Annotated in this window: 15 protein-coding genes; 5 read left to right on the top strand and 10 right to left on the bottom strand. The window is 69.9% G+C overall.

All coding sequences use genetic code 11. From position 1 onward, the window contains the following. Nucleotides 1-12: 12 nt before the first annotated feature. Genes CK240_RS08500 through CK240_RS08485 form a run of 4 tightly spaced genes read left to right on the top strand, consistent with a single transcriptional unit; the run spans nt 13 to nt 3,549 of the window. Nucleotides 13-1,005, top strand: a complete 993-nt coding sequence (locus CK240_RS08500) for an ABC transporter permease (protein WP_095640001.1) — start codon at nt 13-15, stop codon at nt 1,003-1,005. Next, nucleotides 1,002-1,910, top strand: a complete 909-nt coding sequence (gene nikC, locus CK240_RS08495; RefSeq protein ID WP_090753937.1) for a nickel transporter permease — start codon at nt 1,002-1,004, stop codon at nt 1,908-1,910. The genes CK240_RS08500 and nikC overlap by 4 nt, the downstream gene beginning before the upstream one ends. After that, complete coding sequence (locus CK240_RS08490) at nt 1,907-2,791, top strand: ABC transporter ATP-binding protein (RefSeq protein WP_095639910.1); 885 nt, start codon at nt 1,907-1,909, stop codon at nt 2,789-2,791. The genes nikC and CK240_RS08490 overlap by 4 nt, the downstream gene beginning before the upstream one ends. Further along, nucleotides 2,788-3,549 carry an ABC transporter ATP-binding protein gene (locus CK240_RS08485; protein ID WP_095639909.1) on the top strand — a complete coding sequence of 254 codons (762 nt, stop codon included), beginning with the start codon at nt 2,788-2,790 and terminating at the stop codon, nt 3,547-3,549. The genes CK240_RS08490 and CK240_RS08485 overlap by 4 nt, the downstream gene beginning before the upstream one ends. 3 nt (nt 3,550-3,552) lie before the next feature. Here CK240_RS08485 and CK240_RS08480 read toward each other — a convergent pair whose 3' ends face one another. The 7 genes from CK240_RS08480 to CK240_RS08450 are packed head-to-tail and all read right to left on the bottom strand — an operon-like array spanning nt 3,553 to nt 11,748. After that, on the bottom strand, nt 3,553-4,311 hold the full coding sequence (locus CK240_RS08480) for an SDR family NAD(P)-dependent oxidoreductase (protein ID WP_095639908.1): 759 nt from the start codon (nt 4,309-4,311) through the stop codon (nt 3,553-3,555). Nucleotides 4,312-4,313: 2 nt separating this feature from the next. Continuing rightward, on the bottom strand, nt 4,314-5,132 hold the full coding sequence (locus CK240_RS08475; protein ID WP_095639907.1) for a PPC domain-containing DNA-binding protein: 819 nt from the start codon (nt 5,130-5,132) through the stop codon (nt 4,314-4,316). Nucleotides 5,133-5,188: 56 nt separating this feature from the next. Next, nucleotides 5,189-6,805, bottom strand: a complete 1,617-nt coding sequence (locus CK240_RS08470) for an acyl-CoA synthetase (RefSeq protein WP_095639906.1) — start codon at nt 6,803-6,805, stop codon at nt 5,189-5,191. Next, on the bottom strand, nt 6,802-7,971 hold the full coding sequence (locus CK240_RS08465) for an acetyl-CoA acetyltransferase (RefSeq protein WP_095639905.1): 1,170 nt from the start codon (nt 7,969-7,971) through the stop codon (nt 6,802-6,804). Before CK240_RS08465 ends, CK240_RS08470 begins: the two co-directional genes overlap by 4 nt. A 3-nt stretch (nt 7,972-7,974) precedes the next feature. Continuing rightward, nucleotides 7,975-8,862 (bottom strand): IclR family transcriptional regulator, encoded by an 888-nt coding sequence (locus CK240_RS08460; RefSeq protein WP_240517346.1) that lies wholly within the window; start codon nt 8,860-8,862, stop codon nt 7,975-7,977. After that, nucleotides 8,831-9,847, bottom strand: coding sequence for a TRAP transporter substrate-binding protein (locus CK240_RS08455; protein ID WP_095639903.1), 1,017 nt, complete (start codon nt 9,845-9,847; stop codon nt 8,831-8,833). Before CK240_RS08455 ends, CK240_RS08460 begins: the two co-directional genes overlap by 32 nt. Nucleotides 9,848-9,873: 26 nt before the next feature. Next, entirely contained in the window at nt 9,874-11,748 is a 1,875-nt protein-coding gene (locus CK240_RS08450) for a TRAP transporter large permease (RefSeq protein WP_095639902.1), read from the bottom strand. 204 nt (nt 11,749-11,952) lie between these two features. On the opposite strand from CK240_RS08450, the gene CK240_RS08445 reads away from it, so the two are divergent. Then, a complete protein-coding gene (locus CK240_RS08445; RefSeq protein ID WP_095639901.1) occupies nt 11,953-13,392 on the top strand; it encodes a coniferyl aldehyde dehydrogenase in 1,440 nt (479 codons plus the stop codon). On the opposite strand, the gene CK240_RS08440 is transcribed toward CK240_RS08445, so the two are convergent. From CK240_RS08440 to nirJ, 3 genes are read right to left on the bottom strand one after another with little or no spacing between them, the layout of a single operon-like run. Then, entirely contained in the window at nt 13,389-13,646 is a 258-nt protein-coding gene (locus CK240_RS08440) for a hypothetical protein (RefSeq protein ID WP_095639900.1), read from the bottom strand. The two genes, CK240_RS08445 and CK240_RS08440, sit on opposite strands and share 4 nt — an antisense overlap. Further along, nucleotides 13,603-15,147 carry a nitrite reductase gene (locus CK240_RS08435; RefSeq protein WP_240517345.1) on the bottom strand — a complete coding sequence of 515 codons (1,545 nt, stop codon included), beginning with the start codon at nt 15,145-15,147 and terminating at the stop codon, nt 13,603-13,605. The genes CK240_RS08440 and CK240_RS08435 overlap by 44 nt, the downstream gene beginning before the upstream one ends. Nucleotides 15,148-15,169: 22 nt before the next feature. Then, on the bottom strand, nt 15,170-16,393 hold the full coding sequence (gene nirJ / locus CK240_RS08430) for a heme d1 biosynthesis radical SAM protein NirJ (protein ID WP_095639898.1): 1,224 nt from the start codon (nt 16,391-16,393) through the stop codon (nt 15,170-15,172). Nucleotides 16,394-16,397 lie beyond the last annotated feature (4 nt).

Raw genomic sequence — 16,397 nt, 5'->3', positions numbered from 1 at the left:
CGGCTGCGCGGCGTGGGCGGCGTGCTTTTATCGCTGGTCCTGACGATGCTGGGGCTGCTGCTGGTGACCTTCATCATCGGGCGGGTCATGCCGATCGACCCGGTGCTGAAGGTCGTGGGCGAGCGCGCCACGCAGGCCCAGTACGACGCCGCGCGTCAGGCGATGGGCCTCGACCAGCCCCTCGTGATCCAGTTCCTGCGCTATATCGGGGACGTGCTGCAGGGCGACTTCGGGCGCTCGATCTCAACCGGGCATCCGGTGGCCGAGGACTTGCGCCGCGTCTTTCCCGCCACGCTGGAACTGGCCAGCCTCGGGACGCTGATCGGCGTCGTGATCGGCGTGCCGCTGGGCGTGGTCGCCGCCGCGAACCGCGGGCGCTGGATCGACCAGGTGGCGCGCGTGGTGGCGCTAGTCGGCTATTCGGTGCCGATCTTCTGGCTGGGGCTGATGGGCCTGCTGGTCTTCTACGGCATCCTCGGCTGGGTCGGCGGGCCGGGACGGCAGGGCATCCTGTTCGACGGCATGGTCGAGACGCGCACGGGCCTGATGCTGCTGGACACGGCGCTGGCGGGCGACTGGCCCGCCTTCCGCGACGCCTTCAGCCACATCATCCTGCCCGCAAGCCTGCTGGGCTATTTCAGCCTCGCCTACATCAGCCGCATGACGCGCAGCTTCATGCTGGAACAGCTGTCGGCGGAATACATCACCACCGCGCGGGTCAAGGGCCTGCCGGAATGGCGCGTCGTCTGGGGCCATGCCTTCCGCAACATCGCCATTCCCCTGATCACCGTCATCGCGCTGAGCTTCGGCTCGCTTCTGGAAGGCTCCGTCCTGACCGAGATCATCTTCAGCTGGCCCGGCATCGGCAGCTACATCACCAAGGCGCTGCTGGCGGGCGACATGAACGCGGTCCTGGGCGGCACGGTCGTTGTCGGCACCTGCTTCGTGGTGCTGAACCTTCTGTCCGACATCCTTTACCGCGTCCTCGACCCGAGGTCGAAATGAGCGACGTTTCCCTGCGCGACTGGCTTCTGACGGATGCGCCCCAGACCCGGCGGCAGGCGCGGCTGGGGGCCTTCTACCAGGGGTGGCTGGTGTTCCGGTCGAACCACCTGGCCCTGCTGGGGCTGGTGATCCTGGTCCTGCTGGTGGGGACCGCGATCTTCGCCCCGTGGATCGCGCCGCAAAGCCCCTTTGCGCAGGACCTGGCCGACCGGCTGCAACCGCCATCCGCCGAGCATTGGCTGGGCACCGACGCGCTGGGCCGGGACATCCTGTCGCGGCTGATCTGGGGCTCGCGCATCACGCTGTTCATCGTGGGCACGGTCGCGCTGATCTCGCCCCTGATCGGGCTGCTGATCGGGACGGTCGCGGGCTTCGCGGGCGGCTGGGTGGACCAGGTGCTGATGCGGATCACCGACATCTTCCTGGCCTTCCCCAAGCTGATCCTCGCGCTGGCCTTCGTGGCCGCGCTGGGCCCCAGCGTGACCAACGCCGTCCTTGCGCTGGCCCTGACCGGCTGGCCCCCATACGCGCGGCTTGCGCGGGCCGAGACGCTGACCATCCGCAACGCCGATTTCATCGCGGCGGCGCGGATGCAGGGCGCCTCGGCGCCGCGGCTGCTGATCCTGCACATCTGGCCCTTGTGCCTCAGCTCGCTGATCGTTCGGGTGGCGCTGGACATGGCGGGGATCATCCTGTCGGCGGCGGGGCTTGGCTTCCTTGGCCTTGGCGCGCAGCCGCCGGCGCCGGAATGGGGGGCCATGATCTCGGACGGGCGGACCTACATCCTCGACCACTGGTGGGTGGCGGCGATGCCGGGGATCGCCATCTTCCTCGTCAGCCTCGCCTTCAACTTCCTGGGCGACGGCTTGCGCGACGTGCTGGATCCCAAGGGGGCGGGGGAATGAGCGCGCTTCTGTCCGTCCGCGACCTGCGCGTGAGCTTCCCCTCGCGGCAGGGGATGTTCGAGGCCGTGCGCGGCGTGTCCTTCGACCTTGGCCGCGAAAGGCTGGGCGTGGTGGGCGAAAGCGGCTCGGGCAAGTCCATGACCGGCCGCGCGATCCTGGGCCTTGTCCGGCCGCCGGGGCAGGTGGCGGCGCAGGCGCTGACCCTGGGCGGGCAGGACATCCTGAACCTGCCGGAACGCGAGCGCCGGCGCATCAGGGGCCGCCGCATCGCCATGGTCATGCAGGACCCCAAGTTCAGCCTGAATCCCGTCATGCGCGTGGGCGACCAGATCGTCGAGGCCTACCGCCTGCACAGCGGCGCGGGCCGCGCCGCCGCGCGCCTGAAGGCGCTGGAGATGCTGGAAGCCGTCCGCATCCGCGATCCCGAGCGGGTCTTCCAGTCCTATCCGCACGAGGTCTCGGGCGGCATGGGCCAGCGCATCATGATCGCCATGATGCTGGCCGCCGGCCCCGAGATCCTGATCGCGGACGAGCCGACCTCGGCGCTGGACGTGTCGGTGCGGGCCGAGGTGCTGCGGATCATGGACGACCTGGTGCGCGACCGGGGCATGGGGCTGATCTTCATCAGCCACGACCTGAATCTTGTGGCGCAGTTCTGCGACCGGGTGCTGATCATGTATGCGGGCCGCATCGTGGAAACGCTGGCCGCCCGCGACCTGCATTCGGCGCGCCATCCCTATACGCAGGGCCTGCTGAACAGCCTGCCGCGGCTGGACGCGCCCGTGGACCGCCTGCCCGTGCTGGAACGGGCCGAGGCCTGGCGCGACGGTCCGCTGGTCGATGCCTCGATGACCGAGGCCCTGCCCGGGGGCCTGCGATGACCGCGCCCATCCTGTCGGTCGCGGACCTGCGCGTCTGGTTCGGCCATCCGCCCGACCGGGTGGACGCCGTGCGCGGCGTGGACCTTGGGGTGAGCCGCGGCGAAAGCTTCGGGCTGGTGGGCGAATCCGGGTCGGGCAAGTCCACGGTCCTGCGGGCCATCGCGGGCCTTTCCCCCGACTGGTCGGGCCGGATCGAGGTCGCGGGCGAATCCCTGTCGGGCGCCCGCCGCAGCGCGGCCTTCCACCGCCGCGTGCAGATGGTCTTCCAGGACCCCTATGCCAGCCTGCACCCCCGCCACACGGTGGACCGCGTGCTGGCCGAGACGCTGACCCTGCAGGGGATGGACGACATCGACCGCCGGATCGTGCGGCTGCTGGACGACGTGGGGCTGGGGCGCGGCTTCCGCTTCCGCTATCCCCACCAGCTGTCGGGCGGCCAGCGCCAGCGCGTCGCCATCGCCCGGGCCTTGGCCGGGGAACCCGAGCTTCTGCTGCTGGACGAGCCGACCTCGGCGCTGGACGTGTCGGTGCAGGCGGAAATCCTGAACCTGCTGACCGACCTGCGGGCGGATCGCGGGCTGACCTACCTGATGGTCAGCCACGACCTTGCGGTGATCGGCCATCTCTGCCAGCGGCTGGCGGTGATGCAGGCGGGCGGGATCGTGGACCGGCTGGACGTGGCCGACCTGCGGGCGGGCCGGTCAGGCAGCGACTATACCCGCCACCTGATCGCGGCCTCGCAGTACCAGCGGGCCTGAGCCTCAGTCGCCCCGGCGCAGCGCGGGCAGGCCCACGCCCGTCGCGTCGAAACCCCCGTCCACGGCCAGGGTCTGGCCGGTGACGAAGCTCGCGTTGTCCGAGCACAGGAAGACGATGCCTTCGGCGATCTCGCGCGCCTCGCCATAGCGGTTCAGCGGGATCGCGTCGTAATAGGCGGCGATGATCTCGGGCGCGTGGACGGCCATCGCCAGCTTGGTGCGGACGGGGCCGGGGGCGATGCAGTTCACGCGGATGCCCAACTCGCCCAGTTCGGCGGCATATTGCTTGGTCAGGTGGATGACGGCGGCCTTCGAGGTGCCATAGGCCACCCGCAGCGTGGAGGCCCGCAGCCCCGAGATCGAGGCGATGTTGACGATGGCGCCCTTGGTTTCGGCCAGCGCGGGCGTCAGCGCCTGGGTGCACAGGAATACGCCGTCGAGGTTCGTGGCCATCACCTCGCGCCACTGCGCGAAGCTGACGGACGGCGCGCGCGAGAACAGCGCCACGCCGGCGTTGTTCACCAGCGCGTCGATGCGGCCGAAGCGGGCCAGCGCCTGGTCTCGCATCTGCTCGACCTGCTCGGGGATGGACACGTCGGCCACGATGGGATGGACGCCCTGCAGCGTGCCCGAGGCGGTGGCCAGCTCGTCCCCGTCGCGGTCCACCATGGCGACCTGCCAGCCGCGTTCCAGGAAGATCTCGGTGGCGGCAAGGCCGATCCCGCGCGCGGCGCCGGTGACGAGGGCAACTTTGGTGGTCATGGTCAGTCCTTGGGTGGTTCGATCAGGATTTCCAGCGTCACGCCCACGGGGTTCGCCCCGCGCGCCAGCACGCCGTGAGAGATGGTGCCGTCGATGTCCACGACGTCGATCGGCAGATGGGCGCGGCCGCCCTCGACCCGCGCGCCCGCGAAGCGCAGTTCGGTGGCAAGGCAATCGACGCGGGTGCCGTCCTGAAACAGGATATGGTCGATGCTGCCGAGGCCGTGGATGCGGGCATCGCTCCACCCTGCACCGGCACAAAGGGCCTCGACGGCGGTCACGACATCCTCGCCCGGCGCGATGCGGGCCAGAAGGCCATGGGCGCCGGACTGGCCGCCCGAAATCTGGAACAGGGTGAAGTTCGTCTCGGCATCCGGGCGCGAGTCGAACCAGGCGTCCCGCGCGCCGATGCCGGTCACGGGCGCATCCTGCGCGACAACGCTGTCCAGCGGCAGCAGGTGACCCATGGTCTTGCTTTCGCCCGTGCCCCAGATCCCGTGGCAATGCAGGAAAGCCGCGCTCTCGCGCTGGCCGACGCTGGCGGTGGCACTCTCGATCCGCACCGGGCCTTCGGGGGCGAAGGTGTCCGAATACCATGCCGCGTGCGAGGCGTCACGGGAAAGCGCCGGCAGGACATAGCGCATGGGATCGCAGGTCACGCCGTCCAGGAAGACCACGCCCCCCGGACAGCCCGCCTCGGCGAAGAGCCGCGCGACCCCCGCCATCACCGTCTCGCCCGCGAGGAGGGTGCCCGCGACCGGCACCAGCCGCGTCCGCGCCGCCTGCACCCGCCGGGCCGCACGCGGGCCGGGGTGGACCATGCGGGCCTTCCGCCCGGAAGGCTCCGTGTCCGTCCGGGCCCCGGCTGCGTCCGGGGTCATGCCTGCGCGTCCCCGGCCAAGCCCTGCCGTTCCAACTCCTCGCGGATCATCTTCTTGGTGATCTTGCCATAAGCCGACTTCGGCAGGGCGTCCCACATCACGAAGCGGCGCGGCAGCTTGTAGCGCGACAGCTTGCCGTCCAGATGCGCGGCCAGGTCCTCGGGCGTGACCGCCGCGCCCTCGCGCGGGACGCAGACGGCCCAGCCGACCTCGCCCCACAGGGGATCGGGCATCCCCAGCACGGCGACCTCGCTGATGGCGGGATGGGTCAGGATCTTCTCCTCGACCTCGCGCGGATAGACGTTCGAGCCGCCCGAGATGAACATGTCGGACTTGCGCCCGGTGATGTAGAAGAAGCCGCGCGCGTCCATGTGGCCGAGGTCGCCGGTGCGGAACCAGCCGTTGCGGAAAGATTCGGCATTGGCCTTGGGGTTGTTCCAGTAGCCCGCGAAGACGGCGGGGCCGGTCACGCAAAGCTCGCCCGTCTCGCCCGGCGCGACCTCAACGCCGCTGTCGTCCTGCACCTGCACCTCAAGCCCCGTGCGGGCAAAGCCGCAGGTGCCGGTCAGGCCGTCATCCGTGGCGCTGTGCAGATACGTGGGCAGGACGGTGATCGCGCCCGTGACCTCGCCCAAGCCGAAATACTGGACCAGCACCGGGCCCAGCACCTCCAGCGCGCGCTTCTGGTCCTCGCGGTACATGGGCGCGCCGGCGTAGATGACATAGCGCAGCGAGGACAGGTCGGCCGTGGCCGCCGCGGGATGCTCGACGATCAGCTTGAGGATCGTGGGGACGGTGAAGATGGTGGACACGCGCCATTCCGCGATAAGGGCGCAGACGGTGTCCACGTCGAACCTTTCGGACGGCATCAGCACGGTCTTCACCCCGCGCGCGACCTGCGTCAGCTGGTGGACGCCCGCGCCATGCGACAAGGGCGCCACGACCAGCGAGGCGTCGGCGGGCGTCAGCCCCGGCATCAGGTCGGCGAGATGGTTCGTCACCACGAAGGCCATCTGCCCATGGGTCAGAACGGATGCCTTGGGCCGCCCCGTGGTGCCCGAGGTGAAGAAGAACCAGCAGGGATCGTCGCGGTCCACCACCGCCACCCGGGGGCGCTGGCCCATGTAGTCCTCGGTCAGCGCTTCCAGCGAGGTGCCGAAGGCACCGCCGCCGATGGAAAGCGTGAAGCCCAGATCGCCGCAGGCCGCGGCGTGGTCGGGGAAGGCCGCGTTGCAGACAAGCCCCACCGCGCCCGAGGCCTGCACCTGATAGGCCACTTCCTCGGGCGTCTGGCGGAAGTTCGCGGGCACCCAGACCCCGCCCGCGCGCCAGACGGCGAACATGGCCTGCATCATCTCGGGGCAGTTCTGCGACTGGCACAGCACCCTGTCGCCCTTCTTCAGCCCCAGCCGGTCCTGAAGCGCGACTGCCAGCGCATCGGTGCGGGCCTCGAACTCGGCCCAGGTCCAGCGGCGCTCGCCCATGACCAGCGCAACCTGATCGGGCAGGCGGCGGGCGGACTGGGTGAGGAAGGTGGCGAGGTTCATCACCCGCGTGGACACCGGCAGGGCCGCCGCCGCGACCCCCGCGGCGGGCAGGGTCGCGTCGTTCATTTCACCCTCTCGAGGATCGAGCAGTAGTTGGCGACCGCCGCGCCGCCCATGTTGAAGACACCGGCCAGTTTCGCGCCCGGCACCTGCATCTCGCCCGCTTCCTCTGCCAGTTGCAGGCAGGCCATGACGTGCTGGGAAACGCCCGTGGCCCCGATCGGATGACCGCGCGACTTGAGCCCGCCCGAGGGGTTCACCGGCAGCGCGCCGCCCATCCGCGTGGTGCCGTCGCGCACGACCTTCCAGCCCTCGCCGGGCGCGGCAAGGCCCATCGCCTCGTATTCGATCATCTCGGCGATGGTGAAGCAGTCGTGCGTTTCCACCAGATCGAGGTCCATGATCCCGACGCCCGCCTGGTCCAGCGCCTGCGCCCAGGCGCGATGCGCGCCGGCGAAGGCGATGGGGTCGCGGCGTGACAGGGCCAGCACGTCGCCCGCCTGCGCCCGGGCGCGGAAGCGGATGGCGCGGGACAGGCTTTCCGCCGTCTCGGCATCCGCCAGCACGATGGCCGCCGCCCCGTCCGAGATCAGCGAACAGTCGGTGCGCCTGAGCGGCCCCGCCACGCGCGGGTTCTTGTCGGACGGCGTGTTGCAGAACTCGACCCCGAAGTCCTTCTGCATGTGGGCGTAAGGGTTGCGGGTGCCGTTCTCGTGGTTCTTGGCGGCGATCATCGCCAGTTCCTCGGACCGGTCGCCGTGGCGCTGGAAATAGGTGTTGGCGATCTGGCCGAAGACGCCCGCGAAGCCGCCCTCGACGTCCGCCTCCTCGGGGACGTAGCTGGCGGCCAGCAGGATGTCGCCCACTTCGGCCACCGGGGTCGCCGTCATCTTCTCGGCCCCGATCACCAGCGCGACGCGGCCCCGCCCCGAGGCGATGAAGTCGGCGGCGGCGTAAAGCGCTGCCGAGCCGGTGGCGCAGGCGTTTTCCGTCCGCATGAAGGGCACGCCCGCCAGTTCCGGCGTCCCCATCGCCACCAGCGCGCCCTGGAAGTCCTGGCGCGAGAAGCCGTTGTTCCAGACGCCGACGAAGATGCCGTCCAGTTGATCTGCCGTCACGCCGGCATGGGCCAGCGCCGGGCCCGCGACCTCGGCCATCAGGGCGGTGGTGTCGGGGGCCTCGGACTTGCCGAAGCGGGTGTGGGCCCAGCCCACGATCAGCGGCTCGGTCATGGCTTATCCTTTCGCGGTGCGAAGCGTCGGTTGCGGCGCAGGGCTTGCGCCGGGGGTGAGGGGGCGCGCCAGCCGCGCCCCGATCAGCGCGGCCTCGGCCTGCATCATGCGGACCAGCTCGGCCTGGCGCAGGGGACCCATGCGGGCCTCGACGGCGGCGACGGTCAGGGCGGCGGCGGGGCGGCCGTCCGGCCAGAGCACCGGGACCGCCACGCCCCAGCTTCCCGGCACGACCCGGCCGGGGTTCAGCGCCCAGCCCCGTTCCCGCGCCAGCGCCACGTCGGCGGGCAGGTGCGCCGCGGCCTCGCCCATCCGGGCGGCGGTGGCGGGGGCGATGCGCTCAAGCGTGGCGGCGGCCTCGTCGGGCGGCAGGGCGGCCAGCAGGGCGATGCCGCCCGCGCCGACGCCCGCCGGGTTGCGGTCGCCCGCCAGCAGGGCATGGGTGCGGATCGGATAGGCGCCTTCCTCGCGCATCAGGCAGACGACCTCGTCGCCTTGCGGCACCAGCAGGAAGGCGCTGTCGCCGCTGTCCCGCGCCAGCCGCGCCACGCAATCGGCGGCCTGTTCGGCCATGTCGTGCCGCCGCCCGGCGCGCAGTCCCAGAAGAAAGGCCCCCGCGCCCAGGTGATAGGCGCGCGTGCCCGCGTCCTGTTCGACCAGATGCGCCCCCATCAGCGAGATCAGCAGCCGCCGGGCCGTGGGCTTGGCCACCCCCGCCGCCTGCGCCAGCGCCGACAGGGGCGCGCCCTCGGGCGGGGCGCGCCCCACCGCGGCCAGCAGCGCAAGCGCCCGGTCCACGGCCTGCGCCCCGCCCGCAAGGGCAGGGGATGCCGCGGAAAGGGGCGCCTGCGTCCCCATGTCAGGCCAGTGCCCGGCCGACCGAGCGTTCAAGGATCGCCCAGGCCTCGTCGCCGAACTTGCCCTTCCATTCGGCATAGAAGCCCGCTTCGCGCAGCTTCTGCTCGAAGGGCGCCGGATCGACCTCGTTGAAGGTCATGCCCGCCGCCTCGAGCTCGCCGCGCAGGGACTTGTTCAGCGCCATGACGTCCTGGCGCTGCGCCATGCCCGACTCGTTGAAGTTCTTCGAGACGATCTGCTGCAGGTCCTCGGGCAGCGCGGACCAGGCGCGGCGGTTGCCCAGCATCCAGAAGCCGTCCCACATGTGGTTGGTCAGCGAGCAGTATTTCTGCACCTCGGCCATCTTCGAGGTCGAGATGATGGCCAGCGGGTTTTCCTGCCCGTCCACGATGCCCGTCTGCAGCGCCGAATAGGTTTCGGCGAAGTTGATCGAGGTCGGCGCCGCGCCGAAGGCCGTGAACATCGAGGTCCACAAGGGGGACACGGGCACGCGGATCTTCATGCCCTCGAAATCGGCGGGCGTGGTGATCGGCCCGCGCGACGAGGTGGTCTGGCGGAAGCCGTTGTCCCAGATCTTTTCCTGCACGATCAGGCCGCCCGCCTCGATCTGCGACCGGGCATAGGCGCCAAGCTCTCCGTCCATGGCGGACCAGACAGCGTCATAGTCCGGGAAGGCGAAGCCCACGCCGTTGACGGCCGCGTTCGGGATCAGGGTGGACAGGATCAGGGGCGACAGCAGGAAGAACTCGACCCCGCCCGAGCGCAGCTGGCCCAGCACGTCCGTGTCCGCGCCCAGCTGGTTCGAGGGGAACACCTGGATGTCCACGCGCCCGTCCGATTCCTCGAGGATCTTCGCCACGGCCTCGGCCGCGCGGATGTTGGTCGGGTGGGTCATCGGCTGGTTGTTGGCCAGCTTGTAGGTGAACTCGGCCGCGCGGGCGGCGCCGGGCCGGATGAAGGGCGCGGCAAGGCCGAGGGCGGCAGCCCCCATCAGCAGGGTGCGGCGGTTGGTTTTCACGGGTTCTCTCCTCCCAGAGATCAGCTTCAGATGAAGGCGGTGGAAATGGCGGGCACGGCGGCGATCACGCCAAGGCCCACCAGCAGCGCGACGAGGTAGGGCCAGATCCGGCCCATGACGGCGTCGGGCGAGACATTGGCGATCTTGCAGGCGATGTAGAAGCCGATGCCGATGGGCGGCGCCATCAGCCCGATGTTCATCGCGGTCACGATCACCATGGAATAATGGATGTCGTTCAGTCCCAGCGCCCGGGCCAGCGGGAACATGATCGGCGCCAGCAGGACGATGGCGGGCAGCCCTTCCAGCACGCAGCCGAGAACCAGGAAAATGGCGACCGAGGCCAGCATGAAGATCGCCGCGCCCCCCGGCAGGGCGGTCATGGTCGCGGTCAGGTCGCGGGCGAAGCCCGATTGCGTCAGCGCCCAGGACATGGCCGAGGCGGTCCCGAGGATCAGCAGGATCGCCCCCGACATGGCGACGGTTTCCACAAGCATCGGCACGATCCGGCGGCGCGGGATGCCGCCGTACAGGACGACGCCGATCGCAAAGGCATAGACCACGGCGATGGCCGAAACCTCGGTCGCGGTGGCGATGCCGCCGCCGACGAGGCTGCGGATCAGGAAGGGCAGCACCAGCGCGGGCGCGGCCACCAGCAGGGTGCGGCCGATGATGCCGGGGCGGGCGCGGCGGACGCCGGTCATGTCCTCGTCCCGCGCCTTCCAGCGCGCAAGAGCCGCCAGCACCAGCAGCAGCACCATGGCGATGACGAAGCCCGCCTTGAACAGCCCCGCGATGGACACGCCCGCGGCGGAACCCAGCACGATCAGCACGATCGAGGGCGGCACCGTGTCGGCCATCGCCGCGCCGGTGGCCAGCAGCGCCGTCATCTCGGCCGGGGAATGGCCCCGCCTGCGCATTTCGGGGAACAGCGCCGGGGCCACCGTCGCCATGTCCGACACCTTGGACCCCGAAATCCCCGAAACAAGGAACATCGAGCCGAGCAGCACATAGCTCATCCCCGCCTTCACATGCCCCAGGAGCGAGGCGAGGAAGTTGACGATCGCCCGGCCCATGCCGGTTTCATCGAGGATGCAGCCCAGCAGGACGAAGACCGGCACCGACAGCAGGATCAGCGAGGACATCCCCTCGTCGATGCGGCCCATCATCACGAAGACGGGGGCGTGGCTGGCGAAGGTCAGGTAGGCGAGCGTTCCCGTCGCGAAGCAGAAGGCGATGGGCACCCCGATCACCAGCAGGACCGCGACCACGAGGCCGAGGAAGATCGGCAGGTTCCAGTTGCCGATGGCGGCAAGGCCGGGCTTCCCCGCCCACAACAGCCCTCCGACGGCCCCGACCAGCAGCAGCGAGGACAGGATCGCGCCCCAGTTCCGGGTGCGGAGCGTGGCAAGCACCATCAGCAGCGCCATCAGCCCGATCCCCGCGGGCAGGGCCGAGGCGCGCCAGGACATCGGCAGCCCCAGCGCGGGCGAGGTGACGAAGGACTCCTCGTAGGCGTAGCTCACCGCCTCGGGCAGCAGGCGCAGAAGCAGGATGCAGGTGACGACCAGCCCCGCGACCTCGATCCACCCCCGGAGGCGTTCGGGGATCAGCGGCAGGAAGATCGTCAGGCGCAGGTGCTCGTGCCGGTCCACGGCGATGGCCGCGCCCAGCATCGCCATCCAGATGAAGGCCAGCGAGGCGAGTTCATCGCCCCAGACCAGCGGCTGGTTCAGGACATAGCGGCAGACGACATTGGCCAGCACCGTGGCCATCATCACCGCCAGGAGGGCGGCGGCGACAAGCTCGACCGGCCGCATCCAGGCTTCGGCCTTCTTCGGCTCGGTCAGGGTCTCGATCCCCCCGAGCGCCACCTCGGCGCCGGGCTGTTCGGCCAGTTCCATGCCTGTTCCTCCGCTTGGCCGGTGCGTTCCGTCATGCGGACCGTGTTTCCGGCTTCTTTCCTTCCCTGCGGCACAAGACCCGACATTGTTTCACAAAACAAGCATCTTTTTCACGTTTGTTGCGTTCTATCCGGTGGAACAGCATCATCTCGACGGTTCGACCTTGGGGCGCTAAGCTTGGTGCCACCTGAACCCGCGGACGCGATGAGCCAGACGACAGCCTCCCTGGACCCCGACCACCCGGCGCTTGCGCTGGCCTTTCGGCACCTGTCGGACGCGGCCGGACCGCGTCCCGACGTGACCGACCGCCGCAAGTCGCTGGCGGCCCTGGCCCGGGCGCTGGGGCGGCACGAAGACGGACTGATCGCCGCCGTGGACGCCGATTTCGGCGGGCGCACCGCCGCCGAAACGCGCCTGCTGGAACTGCTGCCGCTTTACGACCAGATCGCCCATGCCCGGCGCCATCTGCGCGGCTGGATGCGCCGCCGCCGGGTCGCGGGCTCGCGCTTCCTGTGGCCGGCGCGGGCCTTCTACGAATACCAGCCTTTAGGCGTGGTTGGGGTGATCGGCGCCTGGAACTATCCGGTCCTGTTGACACTAGGGCCCATGGTCGATGCGCTGGCCGCCGGCAACCGCGTGCTGGTCAAGCCGTCCGAGCTGGCACCCCGGACCGCCGAGGCGCTGGCCGCGCTGGTGGCCGAGGCATTTCCGCCCGGACAGGTCGCGGTCGTCACCGGGGATGCGGCGCTGGCCCGGGCCCTGACGCGCCTGCCGCTGGATCACCTGGTCTTCACCGGCTCGACCCGCGTCGGCCGCGAGGTGATGCGGGCCGCCGCCGACAACCTGACCCCCGTCACGCTGGAACTGGGCGGCAAGTCGCCCGCCATCCTGCACGACAGCGCCGACCTGGGCCGCGCCGTGCCCCGGCTGATGACGGGCAAGCTGCTGAATGCGGGCCAGACCTGCGTCGCACCCGACTATGCGCTGGTCCCGCCGTCGCGCATGGCCGAGTTCGAGGCGGAGGCCCGCCGCGCCGTCGCCGCCCTGTTCCCGAACGGACTGAACGGGGATTACACGCGGATCATCTCGGACAGGCACCTCGAAAGGCTGAAGGGTCTCGTGGCCGAGGCGCGCGAGGGCGGCGCGCGCGTGGTGGAACTGGCTCCCGTCCCTGCCGGGCCGAATGGCCGCCTGATGCCGCCGATGCTGGTCTTCGACGCGCCCGAGGACAGCGCCCTCATGCGCGAGGAGATCTTCGGCCCCATCCTTCCGGTCATCCCCGCGCCCACGCTGGACGACGCGCTGGCCTTCGTGAACGCGCGTCCAAGGCCGCTCGCGCTCTACTGCTTCGCCGAGGACGGGGCGCGCCAGGACGAGGTTCTGGCGCGGACGATGTCAGGGGGCGTCACCTTTAACGACTGCATGTTCCACGTGGGCCAGCTGAACCTGCCCTTCGGCGGCGTCGGGGCCAGCGGAACAGGCGAATACCACGGCTTCGACGGCTTCGCGCGGTTTTCCAAGAAGCGCCCGGTGATGGTGCAGCCGCGCCTGGCCAGCACGGGCCTTGCCCGGCCGCCCTGGGGGGCGCGCAGGCGGCTGATCGGCGCCATGCTGGCCTTCGCCCGGCGCGCGGCCCGGCGCTAGCGTTCCGCCTGATCCATCAGCCCGCCGACCCAGCGCGCCGCAAGCCACGTGGCGGGCAGCGTCAGCGGCACGGCCACGATCAGCGTGGCGACGGGCGACAGGTTCGGCCAGCCGACCGAGGCCGAGATCAGCCCCAGCATGAACAGGTTGATCGCCACCGCCCCCCAGACGAAGGGCGACAGGATCAGCCCCAGCCGCAGCAGGTTGCGCCTAGTGGCTGGTTCCGTCCGAGAAGGTGATCTTGTTCCAGACATTGTACTTCCCCGAGGGCTTCCTCATCGGCAGCCGCCGGACCTCCTCCAGCGTCTTCGCATCATAGACGACGACCGCGCCCTCGTCCTCCCAGATGGACACCAGCGCGTATCTGCCGTCCTTCGTGAACTCGGTATGGGCCACGGTCTTGCCGGGGGCGGGGTTCACGGTCTTGACGATCTCCAGCGTCTGCTTGTCGATGATATGGACCTCGTCCTTGTGGGGGCCGAAGAACACGTCGGCCCAGACATAGGGGCTGGTCTCGTGGCTGCGCAGGAAGAAGCCGGGGCCATTTGTCTGGATCTGCCTGACCAGCGTCCAGTCGGTCATGTCGATCACCGACAGCACGCCCTCGTCCAGATGGGGTGTCGCCATGACCTTGTGGCCGTTCCGGTCCCAGGTGATCCCGGACCCCAGGTGCGGCATCCCCGGCAAGGGCAGCTCGGCCACCTTGCCGCCGCTGGTCAGGTTGATGACCACGCCCTTGGTGCCCTCGCGGTTGGTGCCGATCAGGTTCCTGTAGCCGGGATCGAAGAAGAAATCGTCCAAGGGTTCCTCGGTGCGGATGCGGCGGCGGGCGAACAGCCCCTCCTGCGCGCCGAAGGCCTCGGTCGCGTCCTTCTCGAAGCTGTGGACATAGCCGTCGTAATAGGGCCCCGCCTCGGGATCGGTCGCGACCTCCCAGATCTCGGGCGCGTCCTTGAGCGCGAGGATGAAGCTTTTCCGCTCGGGTGCCTGATACACGGCGCTGACACGGCTGGGGGTGCCATCCTGCGCCTTGACGTTGATGACGCGTACCGGCTCCAGCGTCTCGGTGGACAGGATCGTCAGCGTCTGCGGCAGGTAGTTGGCGACGGCCAGCCACTTGCCGTCATGGCTCATGGCGATGTTGCGGCTGTTGAGGCCCGCGCGGACGCGGCCGACCTCCCGCAGGGACCAGATGTCGTATTTCTCGACCCAGCCGTCGCGGGACATGACGAAGACAAAGCGCCCGTCGGGGCTGAACTTGGGTCCCCCATGCACCGCATAGGGCGTGCCGAAGCGGTCGAGCACGTCGAAGGTATCGCCGTCCAGCACGCTGACATGGTGGTCGCCGGTTTCCACGACCAGCGTGATGTTCATGGGATCGGCGGTGAAGACGGGCTTTCCGGCGGGGGCGTAGTCCGCCACCATCTCGCGGCTGGCGGCGATGTCGTCGGCGGTCCAGACGGGCGTCTCGGCCAGCGGAGCCTTGATGAACCCGACCAGCGCGGCGATGCGCTCGGGCGACAGCTCGTCCGCGAATCCCATCATCTGCGTGGACGGCCGCCCATGCGCGATCACCTGGTCCAGGTTCTTCGCGCGCGCCAGCGTTTCGGGGATCAGCGCGGGGCCGGTGCCGCCCAGCCGGTTCTCGGCGTGGCAGGACGCGCAATGCTCGGCGTAATCCGCCGCCGCGTCCGCCCCTGCCGCCAGCGGCGCCAGCGCCAGGGCCGCCGCCCACAGGACTTCTTTCTGACCCAAATACCCCCGCCGAAGGCGTCTTTCAGAAGAAACGATGCGCGGGGTCATGGCTTTTTCCACGGAAGGGTCTCACGGTCAGGCGTTCGAGATCGTCCTCGACCCCGATCTCGGCATTGGACATGTAGCAGGCCGGGTCCTCGGCCCAGGGGTCGCCGGTCAGTTGCAGGGCGCGGATGCGGGTGTTGCCGCCGCAGACGTCCTTGAAGGCGCAGGCGCCGCAGCGCCCCTTCAGCGGGCGCGGCCGGGTCCGCAGCGTGGCCAGCATCGGGTCGTCCCCGGTCCACCACTGGCTGAAGGGCTTTTCCTTCACCGAGCCCACCGTGTAGTCCGACCAGTAGGTGTCGGGATGGACCTTGCCCTGCGGGTCGATGTTGGCGACGCCCAGACCCGAGGAGTTCCCGCCCCAGGCCACCAGATGCTCGCGCACATGGGCCACGGTGGCCGCGTCGAAGTTCCGTTCCGCCCAGCGCATGAACCACACGGCGTCGGCGTCGTTGTTGCCGGTCACGATCTCCAGCGGGCGGCCCTGCGACACGGCGTCCCAGCCGCGCTCGATCAGCAGGTCCATGGCGCGGCGGGTGTGGGCGTGCTCCTGGTCCTCGCCCCGGTGCTTGTCGCCGCGGCCGGCATAAACGAGATGCGACAGGTAGAACTTGTCCACGCCCTCGGATTCGCACAGGTCCAGCATCAGCGGCAGCTGGTCGCCGTTGTCCCTGGTGATGGTGAAGCGCAGGCCCACCTTGACGCCCCGCGCCTTGCAGGCGCGCACGCCCGCCAGGGCATTGGCGAAGGCGCCCTCGACGCCCCGGAACCAGTCGTTCGTGGCCCCGATCCCGTCAAGCGAGATGCCGACATAATCGAAGCCCAGTGCCGCCACGCGGTCGGCCACGCCCGGCTCGCCGAGCTTCGTGCCATTGGTGGACAGCGACAGGTGGCGGAAATCCAAGGCCCGCGCGCGTTCCGCGAGGTCCCAGAAGTCGAAGCGGGAAAGCGGCTCGCCCCCCGACAGGATCAGCGCGGGGATGCGGAAGGCCGACAGGTCGTCCAGCACGCCCAGCGCCTGCTCATGCGTCAGTTCGCCCGGGAAGACGTGGTCCGAACTGACCGTGTAGCAGTGGCGGCACTTGAGGTTGCAGGTCCGGGTCAGGTTCCAGATCACCACCGGCTTGACCGAGCCGGGCGTGCCCCGCCGCCGGACGGGCGTGGGCTCGACAAGCTGGTGCATGTATTGGGTCAGGCGGAACATCGGC

This window comes from Paracoccus salipaludis (assembly GCF_002287065.1).
Lineage (GTDB): Bacteria > Pseudomonadota > Alphaproteobacteria > Rhodobacterales > Rhodobacteraceae > Paracoccus > Paracoccus salipaludis.
This window is presented reverse-complemented; position numbering and strand designations above follow the sequence as displayed.